Genomic DNA, 15,816 nt, shown 5'->3' with positions numbered 1-15,816 from the left:
TCTGTGTGCCAGGCCTCTTACGAGACGCTGGCCTGTGCGGCTCCGCTTTCGCTGATATTGCTAGCCGCAGAGTCTCCGCTATTGGATTTGAACCGGCCCAGCCGGAGGGAATTGGTCACCACAAATACACTGGAAAGGCTCATAGCACCCGCAGCCAGCATGGGATTGAGCAGGTAACCGGTAAACGGGAATAGAACACCTGCGGCCACGGGGATCAGTGCCAGATTGTATCCGTAGGCCCAGACAAAATTGCCGAGGATCGTTTTGCGGGTGCGCTGGGAGAGCGCTGCGGCATCCACGATGCCTCGGAGGTCGCCGCGCATCAGAACCACGTCGCCGGCCTCAATGGCAATGTCGGTACCGGTGCCGATGGCGATACCCACATCGGCTTGCGCCAGGGCCGGTGCGTCATTGATACCGTCACCCACAAAAGCAACCCGGGCACCTTCTTCCTGCAGGCGCTTCACTTCGGCCGCTTTCTGGTCCGGCAATACCTCCGCAAGCACCCGTTCGATGCCGGCTTGCAGCGCAATAGCTTCGGCCGTGGCGCGATTATCACCGGTGAGCATGGCTACACTCAGCCCTGAAGCCTTGAGCGCGGCAATCGCTTCCACCGAGCCGTCCTTGAGAGGATCGGCCACGGCAATCAGTGCGGCGAGGCGGCCATCGACGGCAACATACAGCGGGGATTTGGCTTTTTCAGCGAGTGGCACCGCACTGTCGGCGACGCTGGCCAGGTCGATACCGAGGCGGCGCATATAACGGTCCGCGCCCACATTGACCCGGCGTCCGGCCACCTGTGCCTGAATGCCATAGCCCGGCTCCGCCTGGAATTCACTGGTCGCGGGCAACGTGAGCCCGCGATCCCTTGCACCTTTGACGATGGCTTCCCCGATCGGATGTTCACTTTCGGTCTCCACAGCTGCAACCCAGGCCAGGACCTCATCCTCGCGGCCTTCCACCAGAATGAAATCCGTCAGCTCAGGCTGGCCCCGGGTCAGGGTGCCGGTCTTGTCGAGGACGATGGTGTCCATCCGAGACAATGTCTCCAGAGCCGCTCCCTTGCGGAACAGCACCCCCATTTCGGCGCCCTTACCGGTTCCGACCATAATGGCTGTTGGCGTAGCCAGCCCCATCGCGCAAGGACAGGCGATCAGCAGCACGCTGACCGTCGTGACGAAGGCAAAGGACAGGGCCGGCTCGGGCCCGAAGCTGAACCAGGTGATGAACGTCAGAATCGCCAGTACGATCACCACGGGAACGAAAATTCCCGCTATCTTGTCGGCCAGTGCCTGAATCGGGGGTTTATCAGCCTGAGCCGATTCCACCATTCTGATGATCTGTGCCAGAACGGTGTCCGCACCGACCCTCGTAGCCCGGAACGTCAGGGAACCGTTCTTATTAATGGTTCCACCCACCAGCTCGGCGTCTTTTTGTTTGGCCACGGGAACGGGCTCGCCGCTGATCATGGACTCGTCCACGTAGGATTGGCCCTCTTCTACCACGCCATCAACAGGAACCCGCTCTCCCGGGCGCACCTGGATACGGTCGCCAGGTACCACGGCTTCGATGGGCACTTCGACAGCTTCCCCGTCCCGAATGACACGGGCGGTCTTGGCCTGCAATTGCAGAAGCTTTTTGATTGCCTCCGACGTCCGGCCTTTGGCGATATGCTCAAAGTAGCGTCCCAGCAGAATGAGCGTCACGATTACCGCCGCTGCCTCGAAATAACTCTCGGCGGTACCGGCGGGAAAGAATCCTGGAACCAGCAGTGCTGCTACCGAGTAGAAATAGGCAGCGCTGGTGCCAATCATGACCAAACTGTTCATGCCGGGGTTGGCATGGCGTAATTCGGTGTACCCGGACCGGAAAAACCTCAATCCGGCATAAAACAACACCGGCGTGGTTAGGAGCCACTCAATAGCCATCCACCCCCGATGGGGCAGGAGGCTTGCATATAGAGCCTCAAGAGCAGGGATCATCTTACCCATGGCAATCAGGACTACCGGGATAGTTAGCGCTGCAGCGAAAATCACTTTCCGGCGGAGGTCCATGCCCTCCCTGTCCTGCTCTTCCGTTTCACTACTGGCGTCCGGCTCCTGAGGTTCATACCCTGCGTCGCGGATAGCCTGATGAATTCGCGACACTGACAAGGTGTCAGACAGGAACTCCACAAACGCTTTCTGGGTCGTCAGATTGACACTGGCCTTGACCATGCCGGCTTGCTTGTTCAATGCCCGCTCAACCCGGGATACGCAGGAGCCACAGGTCATTCCGATGACCGGAATTTCAGCCGACTGTAGCCGTGGCTGGTAACCCGCCTCCTTAATCAAGTCGATTAGCGTGGCCGGCGTGGCGGGCTGGTCAAATTTCACGGTGGCTTTTCCGGTCGCCAGATTCACCTGGGCTTCCGCAACGCCGCGCTGACCCATGAGCGCCTTTTCGATCCGCCCAACGCACGAAGCGCAAGACATTCCATCAACACGGACCTCTATGAGAAGCTAATTATGTTGATGGCGGGGCTTTTCCTGCCCTTCTTTGCTCTTGCCGACGAGCCCGGTCGCATGGGAGAGGGCATGATGGGTGGCAACATGATGCAGGGCATGGGCGGTATGGGGATCTTCATGATGATTGTCATGATTCTTCTGGTTGTGCTCCTGATTCTTGCGATTCTGGCACTGATCAAATATCTGAGGAATAAGTAATGAATCGGGATAAACGTGTCCACCGGCGCACAGTCCTTCAGGCTGCGGCGGGCACTGGCTTCTTTCTCGCGCTGTCGCCTGGGTTTCTGCTCACTGGCTGTGACGGCGGTGTGAGAGCAACTGAATCCGTAACGCTCGGCCTTGATTCAGAGGAATACGATGTTGAACTGGCCCTTCGTGCCACGCCCGATTCGGTATCCATACTTCCAGGCACACCCAGTGAAGTCTGGCGTTATAAGGCAGAATTGCTGAAAGGGCCGAAAAACACCCTCACTGAAAACACAAACAGCTATCTGGGCCCAACAATCCGGCTGCGCCGTGGTCAGAGGGTAAAAATCCATATTCACAACGAGCTTCCGGAGGACACCACCGTACACTGGCACGGGCTTCATGTGCCGTCCGATGTCGACGGACAGCCAAGGCTACCCATTCAACCCGGTGAAACCATGACGGTTGGGTTCGACGTGTGGGACCGGGCTGGCCTGTTCTGGTACCACTCCCATGCCCATGGTGAGCGGGGCGGGCGCGTAGGATTTCAAAGTTACGCGGGGCTTGCCGGGCTCCTGATCGTTGAAGACGACGAAGAGGCGGGCCTCGGATTGCCGTCAGGCGACAATGAACTGTTACTGGTGCTTCAGGACCGCACCTTTGCGGGTGCCAATGAACTGGTTTACCTCGACGGGGGTATGGGAGCCATGATGGATCGCATGCACGGTTTTCTGGGAGACAGGATACTGGTTAACAGCGTTCCTCCGGCCACGCGCAAGGTCGCCACGCGCCCATACAGAATTCGGGTCCTTAACGGCTCCAATGCCCGCATCTACAAACTGGCCTGGAGTGACGGGCGACCTGTCACAGTGATCGGTGCAGACGGTGGCCTTCTCCCGGAACCGGAAGACAGGCCCTACGCCACTCTGGCTCCGGCCCAAAGGCTTGATATCTGGTTAGACCTTTCCCAGTCCCAGCCGGGTAGCACTCTGGAGCTCATCAGCGACAGTTTCCAGGCCGGTATGATGGGCGGAATGGGAATGATGGGTAGCAACGCTCTTCCCCTCGGCAGCCGATTCACCCTGGTCGGTCTGGAGGTGGCCGAATCGTTAGAGGTCAACGAACAGTTGCCAGCGCAGTTAGGTCAGCAGCGGCAAAGGATACTGGTAGGAAGTAACACACGCATCCGGACGTTTGAGTTAAGACCGGTGATGATGCGGGGCTTTGCGATTAACGGTCGGCGTTTTGAAGGGCCCCACGTGGCGGATGACGAAAAAGTCCGCCTTGGCGATACGGAAATCTGGGAATTCCGGAACAACACACCCATGCCGCACCCCATGCACATTCACGGTTTGCAGTTCAACATTGTGGGGCGAAGAGGTGGCAACTCGGACAGTTTGCAGCAGGGCCTGGTGGACAGCGGCTGGCACGACACGGTTCTGGTCATGCCCCGGGAAACGGTCCAACTGGCGATGAAGTTCGAGCGCTTTGCCGGCCTTTTCATCTACCACTGTCACAACATGGAACATGAAGACGCAGGGATGATGCGCTATTTTCAGGTGCAAGGCTAAGCGCCGCCGGTCTCCTTCGTCTGCTCAACCGTTGTCACCGAGCCCGACTTGTCCTTGCACTTCATCATGCACAACCCAAGACCACACATGATCAGGCAGGGCAGGAGGCTGATCAGTATGGGAGCGAGTCCGAATAGCACCAGGTGTTCCCAGCCAAAGGTAAGTCCGGCGATGACCGCGATGGCGCCAAACAACCACCAACGCCGTGGCCCTGTCAGCAAACCCACTAGCCTTCCTCGGCCAGGATCTGAATTCAACGTGCCCTTGTCTGTGCCGCTCGTTTTGTTACAGCAACTCATTATCGTCCCTCATTTTTACCTTAGTTGTTGGTTGCTCATTTCCACCGCTTATGCGGTAAACAGCCTTGCAGTTGAGCATTTTTAAGAAAATAACGTTGAAGCAAGGTTTAAGGTCAAGGCTTTTATCAGAATGGCCAAAGTGAATTCACCTTGGGCCTTTGGGTATCGATGGCGTTGTATCATTGAAATAAAAACTGCTAGGATTTGGTGAACTGAAAGACGAGCTGTGTGTCACAGCGTTGAACCTTTACAGCTTGGTGCTTGGAATCAGGATGACCGCAACAACCCGCCAATTTATTTCCGCGCTGCTATCACTGCTTCTGGTGATAAGCGGGCCGGCATTGGCTATGTCCAAAATAGCGGACAGCGACGCGGACACTGCGATGCCGGATTGTGGTTCCATGATGATGGCTCAGGCTGAGAGCGCCGGCTCCTCAACAGATACTGAAACGGATTGTTCCTCAGCCCCTGACATGGCCTGCCCGAGCGCCAGTGGGCTGATCAAATGCGGGGTCAGCGTCAGCGTTGCCCTGTTACCGGGGGATTCCATCGGTTTTACCGATACGGGCTCCCACCCGGTATTGACCGCACGATCAACCTTCTACCAGGATCCGTTCCTGGCCTCTATTACGCCTCCTCCAGAACACCACTCCTGAGTTTTAACCCGGATTTTTGCCTCTAGGAGGCAAGCTCTTTAACGTTAATTCTTACAACAAAGTCTCGTACTTCCGTCCATCCGTAACGAGACTTTAACTGGAGTAAATCAAATGCGTAATTCAAAACTCAAGCTTACCGTAACCGCCGCCGTTCTGGCAGGCAGTGTTGCCCTCTTCTCTGCCGTTGCCCACGGCGAAGGCGCCGGCATGATGGCCGGACACTCCGAGCAGAATGGCATGATGTCCTCGCAAGGCACGGAGGGTATGGGCGGCATGATGGGGATGATGAACATGATGTCCGATATGTCCCCTGAAGACCGTAAAGCCATGACCGCAGCGTGCATGAAGATGATGCAGGCTCATGGTGGCGATGGCATGAAAGACAAAGACACCGGCACCAAATAACCATTTGGACACCCTCATGAACTGAAGCTATGGGCCGGGGATGCATGTGCATCCCCGAGCCCTGCACTGCATATAAGCGATTCCAACCGAGGATTTTCCATGAAGACCATGAAACTCGCCCTTTATACGGGTATAGCCGCTGTCGTTATCGGCGCTGGCGCCACCTTGGCCATCCAGGCCAACGAATCTGACCAGTCATCGGTTGCGCAAGCCGAGAGTGGAAAGACAGTTCAGGCCATCACCATTTACAAGAGCCCCAATTGCGGTTGCTGCCAGGACTGGGCCGAGCACCTCGCGGCCAATGGCTTTGAGACCCGCATCGTTGAAACCGACAACCTCAATGAAATCAAGCAAGAGTACGACGTACCCCGAGATATGGCGTCCTGCCACACTGCGCTGATCGGAGACCTGGTGATTGAGGGCCATGTGCCGGCCAATGACATCGTCGCCTACCTTGAGGACCCGCAGTTCAATACGATTGGGCTATCAGTGCCGGGCATGCCCCATGGCACCCCCGGCATGGAAACCGGCCGGAAGGACGATTACCAGGTCATCGCTTTTAATGCCAATGGCAAGCAAGGTGTTTTCCGTGAACACAAGGATTACTGAGGTCAGCCCCATGAAAACGATGGTTTACCGCCTGAATTCTGGCGTTTCCAGGCTTTTCCTGTTCGCGTTGGTTGCCGTCATGCCGGCCCTGGTTCAAGCCGAGTCTGCGAATGATGCCCAAGCAGTGAAAGCGCTGGCGACTGACTCCTCCGGCGCCCTGCTGGTGCTTCGGGATAGCGGCCTGCTTGTTCTTGATGATAAGACTGCCGCCGACATCCCGCTGCCACCGTCCGATTCCGGCGCTCAACCCCGTTCCATGGCAAAGGGCGCGGACGAACGCCTGTACCTGGCAGGGCCAGGCCTTGGCATCTGGCGCTATGAGTATGCTAGCGAGCGCTGGCATTCCCTCAATGACACCCTGCCGGATCTCGGAATCACCGCCATTGCCGCCCACGCCACCCAACCGGAAACGCTCTACGCCTATCTTGGTGAAGGTGGCATGTTCCGATCCAGGGACGGCGGTGGCGAATGGGTGAAGGTTGACGGTGGACCCCGGGAGCCGGTGCAGGCGTTCCTGCACTCGGATATGCCCGGCAGCATGGAAAGTGGCTGGCTGTTCGCGGGCACCACCCGTGGTGTGGCCCGTTCCATGGACTGTTTTTGCTTCTGGGGCGATGCCGGCGAATTGCGAGGGGCGGTGACGGCCATTGATTACGATCCTTCGGCCCCGGAGAACGTCTACGCCGTAATCGAGGGGCAACTTCACCACAGTTCTGACGGCGGCGAAACCTGGGTTGGCCTTGAAATACCCCAGGCAATCACCGCTCTGACATTCTCACCCAAGGAAGGACTCGTGGTGGGCACGGAAAACGGAGACCTGCTTTCGCGGAACGCCTCTGGCGAATGGGTGCCTGTTCATGAATAAGTGGTTTGTCCCGCTGGTCTTGCTCGTTGCCCCGGCCCTTCTGATGGCCGGTGGCGCGCCACCAAACAGCGACAGCTTGCCGACCGAAGTGGCCAAGGGTCGCCAGATCTACGAGCAATACTGCGCCGCCTGCCACGGATGGCAGGGTGAAGGTGCGGCCAACTGGAACAAACCGGATGAGAAAGGCGAAATGCCCCCGCCACCACACGATGAGACCGGCCACACCTGGCGCCACAGTGATGCCATGCTGTTCAGGATGATTGCCGAGGGATGGCGGCATCCCTTCAACAAAACAGATCGGCTGGCTATGCCAGCATTTGAGGACACCCTCACCGACGAGGAAATTCAGTGGGTGATCGAGTAACTGAGAACACTATGGACAGACGACCAGCGCCGCTATCAACAGAACGAAAGTCAGGACATTAACCAGGCCGAGAGCCCCTCCTGACTTCTCACGGATACCAGACAACACACCTTTAAATCTCGGTAACTCGAAAATGTCGTTGAAGCAGCACTTCAATAAATGGTCATGGTTATTCGGTATAGCCGGTTTCAGTCTGGTGGTCGCTGCAATTTTCGTGTTGCCGCAGTACCTGAAGCCTGATCTGGATGCCGGTGTCACTTTTTACGCCACCGAGGGATGCGCACCTTTTGAAGGTCAGTGTATCGGGCGAAAGGGCGATCAAACCATCACAGTCGGCTTAGGTAATGAAGCCATCGAATCGATGACAGAGATTCCCATTCGTGTGCGTCTCGATAACATGACAGCAGACTCCCTGATCGTGGATTTCGAAGGGCTTGAAATGTACATGGGCGTGGTCCGCACCCAGCTGCTACCGAATGCCCAGGGTGTTTACCAGGGAACCATTACCCTGCCGGAGTGCGGTACCGGCAAGATGCTATGGCGGTCGAGGGTTATCATCGACAACGACCCTTCCAGTGAAGGTATCAAATTTGATTTCTGGGCAGTTTAACGGACTTACAAAACTTAGGGGACTAAATTCCTGATCTTGCAACCTGGGGAATTGGCGCCGCGTTTGCCATCGGCTGGACACCCTGTATAGGCCCCATACTCGGGGCCATATTGGCGCTCAGCTCCACGCATGCCAATGCTGAGGCGGGCATGCTGTATCTGGCGGCGTATTCGTTGGGGTTGGCTCTTCCTTTTCTCGGAACCGCCCTGTTTATTGAACACTTTCGGCAACGAGTACGCTGGCTCAGTCGCTGGAGTAGACTGCTGAGAGCGCTTGCTGGCTTGGTGCTCGTTGTAATGGGAGTAATGGTGCTCACCGGTCGGATGACACTCTTTGCGTCGTGGATGTTGTCGACGTTTCCGGTTCTCGGAAGGCTTGGTTGAGCTTCCTACAGCCAAACTACAGGGAACGGTCCATGGCTTCATGCTCAAATACTGCGTATAAACAGGTTTCATGAACAAATGGGGCCGCTATTTCGTTAACTAATGGCTTTGCATTGCCGAACCATTGAAGCGGCTCATTGTTCTTCAGGACTGAATTAAAAACCGGTTCGCAGTGGAGGATCTTGAACGTTCGCTTTTGTTTAGCAGCGGACCGATTGAGCCGTCCGGTGGAGGCCGCAGGCCGGCAGATCAGGAACTGGTGGGCCTAAGAAATAGAGATGGAAATCTATTTCTCTCGGCCCGGCCAGCCCATCGTCAATGCGATTGGAGAGTCGTTCAACGGCAGACTCAGCCAGAAATGCTTGGACGAGAACTGGTTCCCGTCACTGACCGATACCGAGTAGAAGATTGACTTCTGGAGAACGTTCTATAATCAAGTCAGGCTTCACTCCGCACTGGGGTGGTCTATCAATAACGGACAGGCCGCACGAATCGTTGTTAACTACCTGAAACATAAAACTCAGGGCCTACATCAGCACGAAGCCTCCTAGCTATCTCAGCATTGATGGAAGCGTATCCATGCGAACAAGTTGAGCACGCTAACTAGTTGACACTGGATGGCAATGGCTCTGAAACCATAGAAAGCACTAAAATAACGCTAGCATGCTAACATTAAGCAGGGAGCGGAAAGACTCGGAAAAGGGAATCACCCCCAGTGGCACAGCTGGAACTGGGGGTATATTTGGGGGTATAAAACAAACGAAATAAATTTATACAACTTATATTTCAATACTTTACTTAGCTAATCGATACCTGCCGGGGGTACCACCTTCCCTGCGCCACAATCAAATCCCAACCACCTTTTTCCGGTCCACAATCTGCCCGTCCCGCACAATAAACTCATAATGCGCCGTTTGAACAATCGACCGCACCCGCCTGGGCGTAAACAGCCCCCAACAGGTGGCTCCCGGGTTTCTTACTGACCAGTACTGGATCCCTTCGGAACCGGCTGAACGAAGCTGGGCACCGAGTGCGCGGGCGGCGGAATAATCCTCAGGGTGATAAATGTCGCTGGATTCCGGCAACACCGTTGCGTCGTGAATATCTTCGCCAGCAAAGGTGCAGGCCAGCCCCCGAAATATCAACCGATCGAACTTCAGGCCTTCAATGTTGGCCAGGTACCGACCCTGATGGTACTGCACCTCCGAAAGCGCGGTCTCAATGGTGTCGGCGATGTACAGCATACCGAAATCACCGGTGCTGAACCGGCTTCCCTCCGGTGCAACGTGGGTAAAGGGGGCTGCGGCATAGTGGCAACCAGGAATACCCCAGGGGATTTCGTTCAGGTCGATGTAATTCAGGCTGCCGACTTCCTGCCGGAGCCTGGGGTTGGTCAGTGCCTGCAGGTCGAACAAGTCCTGAAACTCGTCCGCATCCGCTACATCGTTAAAAATGTCGATGGGTGGCAGCCGGGTGTTGATCAGGCGAAAGCCCTTGGTTTTTGGCAGGGTGATGGCGGGTAACTGCGGCACCATTACCAAAGGCCGCCCCGCAGCGAATCAATGCGCCGGAAGGTTTCGTACAAGGCCGCGAAATCACCGCTTTCGATCACCTCCAGCGGAGCCCGGCCATGGAAATACGGATTGTGATTACGCTTGCGCATGAAGCCGTACACGTTGTCCGGGTTCTCGAACACAATGCGCAGGGCCTGGTGCATATTCAGCAGGTAACTGATCCGGGTAAGCTGGTCTCGGTCCAGGCGGGCACTGTCCGGATCATTCCGGTATTTATAGAAGGTGGCTTTGGGCAGGCGGAGAATGGCCTGCATCTGGTCGGCATTGCATCCCCATTTCTCAAGAATATTGAACGCCGCCTTAAGGCCGCTGATACCCATTTTTCGGGCTTCAGCGGGCGACTTTTTCTCTGCCAGTGCACTCATGGCCGGCCTCCTGTAACCAATTCGGCTTCACGCCTGATATTCCCATTCTAGACTCATATTTACAATAAGTCTAAAACGGGAATCCCGGGAGAATTCCGCGTACAGTAAGCCTGCTGCGGCCTGGCGTTCAATTCTGGCCGTAACCGACTACTCTTCGTAGATCATTTTCCGGGTCATGCCGCCATCCACCACAAAATTCTGCCCTGTGATAAATGACGCCTCCGGCGAGATCAGGTAGGCAACCATGGCGGCAATATCCTCCGGGGTGCCCACGCGGCCTGCGGGATGTTGCTGGTGATCTGACGCTGACAGTGGCTCCGGTTTTTCAGTGGTCCCCTGCCAGCCACGGGTATCAATCCAGCCGGGGCTGATGCAGTTCGCACGAATATCCGGGCCAAGGCTTACCGCCAGTGCGTGGGTCAGCGCAACCAGGCCACCCTTGGTTGCCGCGTAGGCCTCGGACTCCGGCTCCGACTGAAGCGCCCGGGTAGATGCCATATTAACGATGGCACCTTGAGCTTTCCGAAGGTGCGGAACCGCGTGTTTGGTCACCAGAAACGGCCCGGTCAGGTTCACGTTCAGGCGGCGCTGCCACTGTTCAAGGCTCAGCTCTTCTACCGGCCCGGTATGGGGATCAGCAATGCCGGCATTATTGATGACTGCATTCAGGCCGCCCGCCCAGTTCACCGTTTGCGAGATTATGCGCTGAACATCCGGCTCGCTCGCCACATCGCCCTGGACAAACAGGATGTCATGCTCTGAACTGGCCGCCAGTTGCTCGCCTGCCATTCGGTCGGTATCACAAAAGACCACCTTCCAACCGGCGGAGGCCAGGTGCAGCACAATGCCCCGACCAATACCCTTTGCCCCGCCTGTTACCAGGGCCACGCTTTGCGCTGATTTCACGTTTAGCTCCAACAGTTCCTGACCTTCACTCCACGGCCGGCGTTGGCCGCACCAGGATTTCGTTCACATCGACATGTGCAGGCTGGGCGACCGCATACATCACCGCATTGGCGATATCTTCGGGCTTCAGCGCGTGGGCCGGGCGTTCGTCAAAGAACGGCGTATCCACCATACCCGGTTCAATCAGGGTTACGCGGATGCCGGAACCACGAAGCTCCTCACGCACACCATAACCAATGGCGGAGACCGCCCACTTGGTGGCGCTGTACATGGAGCCGGGAATGGTGACGCGACCTGCCGCCGAGCCGGTTAACAGCAGATGGCCCTTGCTCTCACGCAGGGCCGGCAGGCAATGTTGAATAGTCAGGCCTACACCCAGGACATTGGTCAGAATCATATCCTTCCAGACGTCCGGATCAGCGCCGCTGAACCCGCCTGGCTCACCACCCCGGCCGGCATTGGCAAACACCGCATCAATGCGGCCGAAGGCCTTCAGAGCCTGCTCCACCATGCTTTTCTGGTCTTCGCCGTTCTGTACATCGCACTGAACGGTCAACACCTTATCGCTGCCGCCGAGCTCTTGCTGCAACCCCTTCAGTTTGTCCTCGGAGCGCGCCGCCAGTACCAGGCGATACCCCTGCCGGGCAGCAGCTCGTGCCGTTTCGGCACCAATGCCCGATGAAGCTCCGGTTATCAGCATGACCGGTTGATCTGTCATAAGTGCGCTCTCCTATACTCTGGGCTTTAAAAAATACGGTTATTTGATAATAACTGCAGTCTAACAGCTATTCTTCAAGGGGGTTTTGGCTGAAAACAACGGTAGCGTCGGGTTAGAATGCGGCCTGATCCCGCCACCCGGAACCCTTCATGGCCCGCTTTGATGAAATTGGCACCGCAACCATTCCCGGCAACGGAACCCGTTTGCGATTGCTGCAACGCAATGACGAATTCTCGATCAAGATTGCCGGTGCGCCCGGCGAGCTGATGAACAGCCGGCTGCACGGCTCGGAAGACGCCCTGGCGACCCTTGCCTGTGAACGTATCGCACACCTGCCCGAGCCCCGGGTGCTGATTGGCGGGCTGGGTATGGGGTTCACTTTGGCGGCAGCGCTATCCTCTCTGGGCGACAGCGCCCAGGTGACGGTGGCCGAACTGGTTCCGGAGGTTGAAGCATGGAATCGCGGGCCCTTGGGCGCCGCCGCGGGCTACCCGCTGAACGATGCTCGAGCCAGGGTACACCTTGGCGATGTGGCAGAACTACTCAGGGAGGGTAATGGCAACTGGGACGCCATCCTGCTGGATGTGGACAACGGCCCGGAAGGCCTGACCCGCAAGGAAAATAACTGGATTTACTCGCCGGAAGGCATCGCGGCCGCCCAGAAATCCCTGAGCCCGGACGGCGTTCTGGCCTACTGGTCCGCAGGCCCTGAGCAGGCCTTTACAGAAAGGCTGCGCCGGGCCGGTTTCTCGGTAGAAGCGGTAGTGGTACGAGCCCTGCGCCCGGGCAAAGGCGCAAGGCACACCATCTGGCTGGCCTGGTAGGCTTAAACGGCCCGGTCAGACCGGGCCGTGATCAATCGCCGACAACGCATCATTCACCTGAAACACCTTGGCATTCACCACCGGCACTCCGAAACCTTTAAGGCGGGCCGTATGCATGTCCAGGTACTTCCTGGCGCTGGCACCACCTTCGAACAGATAAATACCGCCAGCCTCCCTGGTTTCCGCATTCTCGGTCCAGATCTTCCAGATAAACCCGGGTTCTTTGGCAATGGATTCCGCCAGCTCTTTCATGGCATCGGCCATCTCCTGCCCGAACGGGCCATCAAAGGGAAAATCCACCTGCAACAATGTTTTCATCTCAGAATCTCCATGACGGGGTCAGACCCCCGGTACATTTCGCCGCAGCAAATGTATTGGGGGTCTGACCCCGGTTGGTTGACCCCGGTTGGTTATCGGCGGGCGGGGATGAACCAGAGGCACACCCGGGCCACCCATCGCAGTATCAGCAACAAGGGTAACAGGATCAGGAACCAGCCGGGCACCTGTATCATCCACGGTGGCACACCGAGGACTTTTGCGGCCCCGGCAAACAGGTCGTTCAGTAATACCGGATGGCGCACGGCTACGTAGGCAAGTGCCGCCACGGCCGGCCACTTGGCATAGCCGATCATGGTTGATGCCATCTGCCCCGCCCTGGCCAAACGGGAGCCATAGGCAGCTGAGCGTGCGGTTACGGTGGTTGCCCGGGCGGTGGTGGCCGCAGCCCGACCGGCTTTGAGGAATTTTACCGCGCTGCCGATCACTACGGCATCCACCGCTGCCCAGCCAAGATCACTGGCACGGATGGGCTGGTCGGTTCGGTACCGGGACTCCAGGGTGCGAATGCCGCTGGTGAAAAACCGGGTAACGCCTTCGGTAATACGTTCGGTCCAGATCCATTCAATGCTGCCATCCGGCGCCACCACAAACTGGCCGGTGAAATCCTGCCCTTCCTTGTTGGCAAAGTTCACTGCGTACCAGGCCCGCTGCTCGGGAGTGAGGGTTTGTCGGGTTCCGGCTACCCGGTTCAGCATCTCGATGGAACTGACCGGGTTGCGGTAGAAATGGATAACCGGCGGAATCAGGTATTCGCCGTGGGTTTTCAGGGCTTCCTGGAACTCCGGTTCTTCACCGAACAGTTCCAGTAATTGGCCGGTGTGTTCAGGATAAACCTGCAAGGCCGCCTGCGCCTTTAACAGCAGCAGGCGATCACTCCGATAATCCAGCAGTGTGGCCTGCACCGGCAGTGGTTCTACAAGTACCTGCGAATCTGCCCCGAACACTTCCTGGGAATGCAGGCGCACCAGTCGTTCTTCAACCGGCTGTGGCTGCAGCCGAAGCGCCACCAACACGGCAACCACGAGCGCTATCACCGCCAGCCAGGGCCAGCTCCGGCGGCGAGGGGTTCTGAACAGCACGGGCTCCGGCATTCGCCACTCCTGCTACTGCGAAAAACCTCAGTCTACACGGAAAGCGTCCACCATAGGCTCGATGCCCGGGAACATTCCGATGGCCAGCATAACCACGCACAGGATAACAAAGACAATACCCGGGATGATCCAACGGCCGATATGGCCCAGTTCCTTACCGCGTTCCTTACAGCCGATCAGCCCAAGGTTATCCAGCAGTACGGTCAGCGACCAGCCAAATACCGGGTTCACCAGGGCAGACGAAAAAATCACGATGGCTGCAGACTCGGTGGTCTTGCCCTTGCGGGTCATTTGCATACCTGCCTCCAGCAACGGCAGGAATACGCCCACCATCAGCGCCACACTCAGCACCGGCGGCCATACCGCCAGGTCCATCGGGTAACCCAGCACCGCGGTAGCCGCACACAACAACCCGGTAAGCACCGCACCCGCCGCAATGGGCCGCTTGGCAATGGCTGCTGGCACAATGTAAGTACCCCAGGATGACGCAATGTTACCGCCACCCAGCGCCGTTCCGACTACCTGGCGGGCCGAGGCAGAGACCATGGTATCGTCGATATCCATCACCACACGTTCGGTTTTCGGCGGGTAGTTCAGCTTCTGAAATACCTGGTGCCCCAGAAAATCCGGTGACCACATGGCAACCGCCAGCACCGCAAACGGAGCCACTGCCATAAAACTGTAGATATCCGGCAGGCCGAGCTGCCAGCCGGTGGTTTCGCCCCACCAATAGGCCGGGTTCATATTGGGAATGCCCGGTTCGGTCACAAACTCGAACGGCGCACCCAGCGCAAAGGCCACCACACCGGCTATCAACGAGCCCAGCGGGATCGCCAGCCAACGCATTTTTACATGCTCCAGCCAGGCGTACATCACGATGGTCAGCAGTACCACCACAAAGGCGATGTAGCCCTTATCGAACCCTTCTGCCCAGGTGAACAGCCGTCCGATCTGGCTGGTTACCCCGATAAACCCGAGATACAGCAGCAATCCACCACACACGCCATTGCTGGTTAGCCGGGCCAACAGGCTGCCGCCCCGGGTAATACCCAGAATAAAACCCAGCACACCGATCATGATCCCCAGCGCCATGGGATGTCCGCCAGAGGCGACAATCAACGGAATCATGGGAATCAGCGGGCCGTGGGTACCGGCCAGGTTACTGGTGGGGTTCAGAAAACCGGAGATCAGGATGACAAACAACAGCGCTGCGATGATCATTTCGAAGCGCACGTTTTCAGTTACGAATTCTTTCGAAAGCCCCAGCGGGCCGGCGAAGGCGGCCACAATCGCAGCCACCATCACCACTTTGCCGATGGTCGCGGCCATGGCGGGCACCAGGTCTTCCCATTCGAAGCGGTAATCACGGAACGGCAGGTTTGGCCTCCACCGCCTCGGCGCCATCACCTGCAGTTCATGCTCCAGGTATTCCCGACGCGTTGCAAAGTGCGACCGGGGTTTTCGATCAGATAAATAGCTGTTGTTAGCGTTGTTGTCCGTCATAACCACTCGCGATTTGGAATTTTTATTAAGGCGCGGATACT

18 protein-coding genes and 1 pseudogene are annotated in these 15,816 nt (G+C 57.4%); 11 read left to right on the top strand and 8 right to left on the bottom strand.

Annotation, left to right across the window (positions count from 1 at the left end):
• Window positions 1-17: 17 nt before the first annotated feature.
• The gene (locus B9Q17_RS14015) at window positions 18-2,495 is read right to left on the bottom strand and encodes a heavy metal translocating P-type ATPase (protein ID WP_094625682.1); all 2,478 of its coding nucleotides are present in this window, start codon (window positions 2,493-2,495) and stop codon (window positions 18-20) included.
• A gap of 12 nt (window positions 2,496-2,507) precedes the next feature.
• Here B9Q17_RS14015 and B9Q17_RS14010 point away from each other — a divergent pair, with 12 nt between their 5' ends.
• From B9Q17_RS14010 to B9Q17_RS18590, 10 genes and pseudogenes are all read left to right on the top strand, one after another.
• Window positions 2,508-2,705 (top strand): hypothetical protein, encoded by a 198-nt coding sequence (locus B9Q17_RS14010; protein ID WP_094625681.1) that lies wholly within the window; start codon window positions 2,508-2,510, stop codon window positions 2,703-2,705.
• On the top strand, window positions 2,705-4,264 hold the full coding sequence (locus tag B9Q17_RS14005) for a multicopper oxidase family protein (RefSeq protein WP_094625680.1): 1,560 nt from the start codon (window positions 2,705-2,707) through the stop codon (window positions 4,262-4,264). The genes B9Q17_RS14010 and B9Q17_RS14005 overlap by 1 nt, the downstream gene beginning before the upstream one ends.
• 646 nt (window positions 4,265-4,910) lie before the next feature.
• Window positions 4,911-5,219 (top strand): hypothetical protein, encoded by a 309-nt coding sequence (locus tag B9Q17_RS13995; protein ID WP_228285638.1) that lies wholly within the window; start codon window positions 4,911-4,913, stop codon window positions 5,217-5,219.
• Between the two features lie 111 nt (window positions 5,220-5,330).
• Entirely contained in the window at window positions 5,331-5,624 is a 294-nt protein-coding gene (locus B9Q17_RS13990; RefSeq protein WP_094625679.1) for a hypothetical protein, read from the top strand.
• Window positions 5,625-5,723: 99 nt separating this feature from the next.
• Window positions 5,724-6,233 carry a DUF411 domain-containing protein gene (locus tag B9Q17_RS13985; RefSeq protein ID WP_094625678.1) on the top strand — a complete coding sequence of 170 codons (510 nt, stop codon included), beginning with the start codon at window positions 5,724-5,726 and terminating at the stop codon, window positions 6,231-6,233.
• 10 nt (window positions 6,234-6,243) lie between these two features.
• On the top strand, window positions 6,244-7,098 hold the full coding sequence (locus tag B9Q17_RS13980) for a WD40/YVTN/BNR-like repeat-containing protein (protein WP_053115571.1): 855 nt from the start codon (window positions 6,244-6,246) through the stop codon (window positions 7,096-7,098).
• A complete protein-coding gene (locus B9Q17_RS13975) occupies window positions 7,091-7,462 on the top strand; it encodes a c-type cytochrome (protein WP_094625677.1) in 372 nt (123 codons plus the stop codon). The genes B9Q17_RS13980 and B9Q17_RS13975 overlap by 8 nt, the downstream gene beginning before the upstream one ends.
• A gap of 133 nt (window positions 7,463-7,595) precedes the next feature.
• Window positions 7,596-8,072 (top strand): hypothetical protein, encoded by a 477-nt coding sequence (locus B9Q17_RS13970; protein ID WP_011784881.1) that lies wholly within the window; start codon window positions 7,596-7,598, stop codon window positions 8,070-8,072.
• 53 nt (window positions 8,073-8,125) lie between these two features.
• Window positions 8,126-8,455: pseudogene (locus B9Q17_RS13965) on the top strand (cytochrome c biogenesis CcdA family protein); the annotation flags it as partial.
• Window positions 8,456-8,733: 278 nt separating this feature from the next.
• Window positions 8,734-8,859, top strand: coding sequence for an integrase core domain-containing protein (locus tag B9Q17_RS18590; protein WP_094625676.1), 126 nt, complete (start codon window positions 8,734-8,736; stop codon window positions 8,857-8,859).
• 441 nt (window positions 8,860-9,300) lie between these two features.
• On the opposite strand, the gene B9Q17_RS13950 is transcribed toward B9Q17_RS18590, so the two are convergent.
• From B9Q17_RS13950 to B9Q17_RS13935, 4 genes are all read right to left on the bottom strand, one after another.
• Window positions 9,301-9,990 (bottom strand): RES family NAD+ phosphorylase, encoded by a 690-nt coding sequence (locus tag B9Q17_RS13950; protein WP_022989642.1) that lies wholly within the window; start codon window positions 9,988-9,990, stop codon window positions 9,301-9,303.
• Entirely contained in the window at window positions 9,990-10,394 is a 405-nt protein-coding gene (locus B9Q17_RS13945; RefSeq protein ID WP_022989643.1) for an antitoxin Xre-like helix-turn-helix domain-containing protein, read from the bottom strand. The genes B9Q17_RS13950 and B9Q17_RS13945 overlap by 1 nt, the downstream gene beginning before the upstream one ends.
• A 147-nt stretch (window positions 10,395-10,541) precedes the next feature.
• Window positions 10,542-11,300 (bottom strand): SDR family oxidoreductase, encoded by a 759-nt coding sequence (locus B9Q17_RS13940; RefSeq protein ID WP_036219771.1) that lies wholly within the window; start codon window positions 11,298-11,300, stop codon window positions 10,542-10,544.
• Window positions 11,301-11,325: 25 nt separating this feature from the next.
• A complete protein-coding gene (locus B9Q17_RS13935) occupies window positions 11,326-12,018 on the bottom strand; it encodes an SDR family oxidoreductase (RefSeq protein WP_094625675.1) in 693 nt (230 codons plus the stop codon).
• A gap of 149 nt (window positions 12,019-12,167) precedes the next feature.
• Between B9Q17_RS13935 and B9Q17_RS13930 the strand changes: the two genes are divergently transcribed.
• Complete coding sequence (locus B9Q17_RS13930; protein WP_022989646.1) at window positions 12,168-12,842, top strand: spermidine synthase; 675 nt, start codon at window positions 12,168-12,170, stop codon at window positions 12,840-12,842.
• A gap of 15 nt (window positions 12,843-12,857) precedes the next feature.
• Here the strand turns inward: B9Q17_RS13930 and B9Q17_RS13925 are convergent, their stop codons facing one another.
• The 3 genes from B9Q17_RS13925 to B9Q17_RS13915 form a co-directional block, all read right to left on the bottom strand.
• Window positions 12,858-13,160 (bottom strand): monooxygenase, encoded by a 303-nt coding sequence (locus tag B9Q17_RS13925; protein ID WP_022989647.1) that lies wholly within the window; start codon window positions 13,158-13,160, stop codon window positions 12,858-12,860.
• Window positions 13,161-13,252: 92 nt separating this feature from the next.
• The gene (locus tag B9Q17_RS13920) at window positions 13,253-14,272 is read right to left on the bottom strand and encodes a hypothetical protein (RefSeq protein ID WP_022989648.1); all 1,020 of its coding nucleotides are present in this window, start codon (window positions 14,270-14,272) and stop codon (window positions 13,253-13,255) included.
• A gap of 27 nt (window positions 14,273-14,299) precedes the next feature.
• On the bottom strand, window positions 14,300-15,775 hold the full coding sequence (locus tag B9Q17_RS13915; protein ID WP_094625674.1) for a DUF3360 family protein: 1,476 nt from the start codon (window positions 15,773-15,775) through the stop codon (window positions 14,300-14,302).
• Window positions 15,776-15,816 lie beyond the last annotated feature (41 nt).

This window comes from Marinobacter vinifirmus (assembly GCF_002258215.1).
GTDB classification, from domain to species: domain Bacteria; phylum Pseudomonadota; class Gammaproteobacteria; order Pseudomonadales; family Oleiphilaceae; genus Marinobacter; species Marinobacter vinifirmus.
Note: the sequence above shows the minus strand (reverse complement) of the source record. Positions and strands in the feature narration are given on the sequence as shown.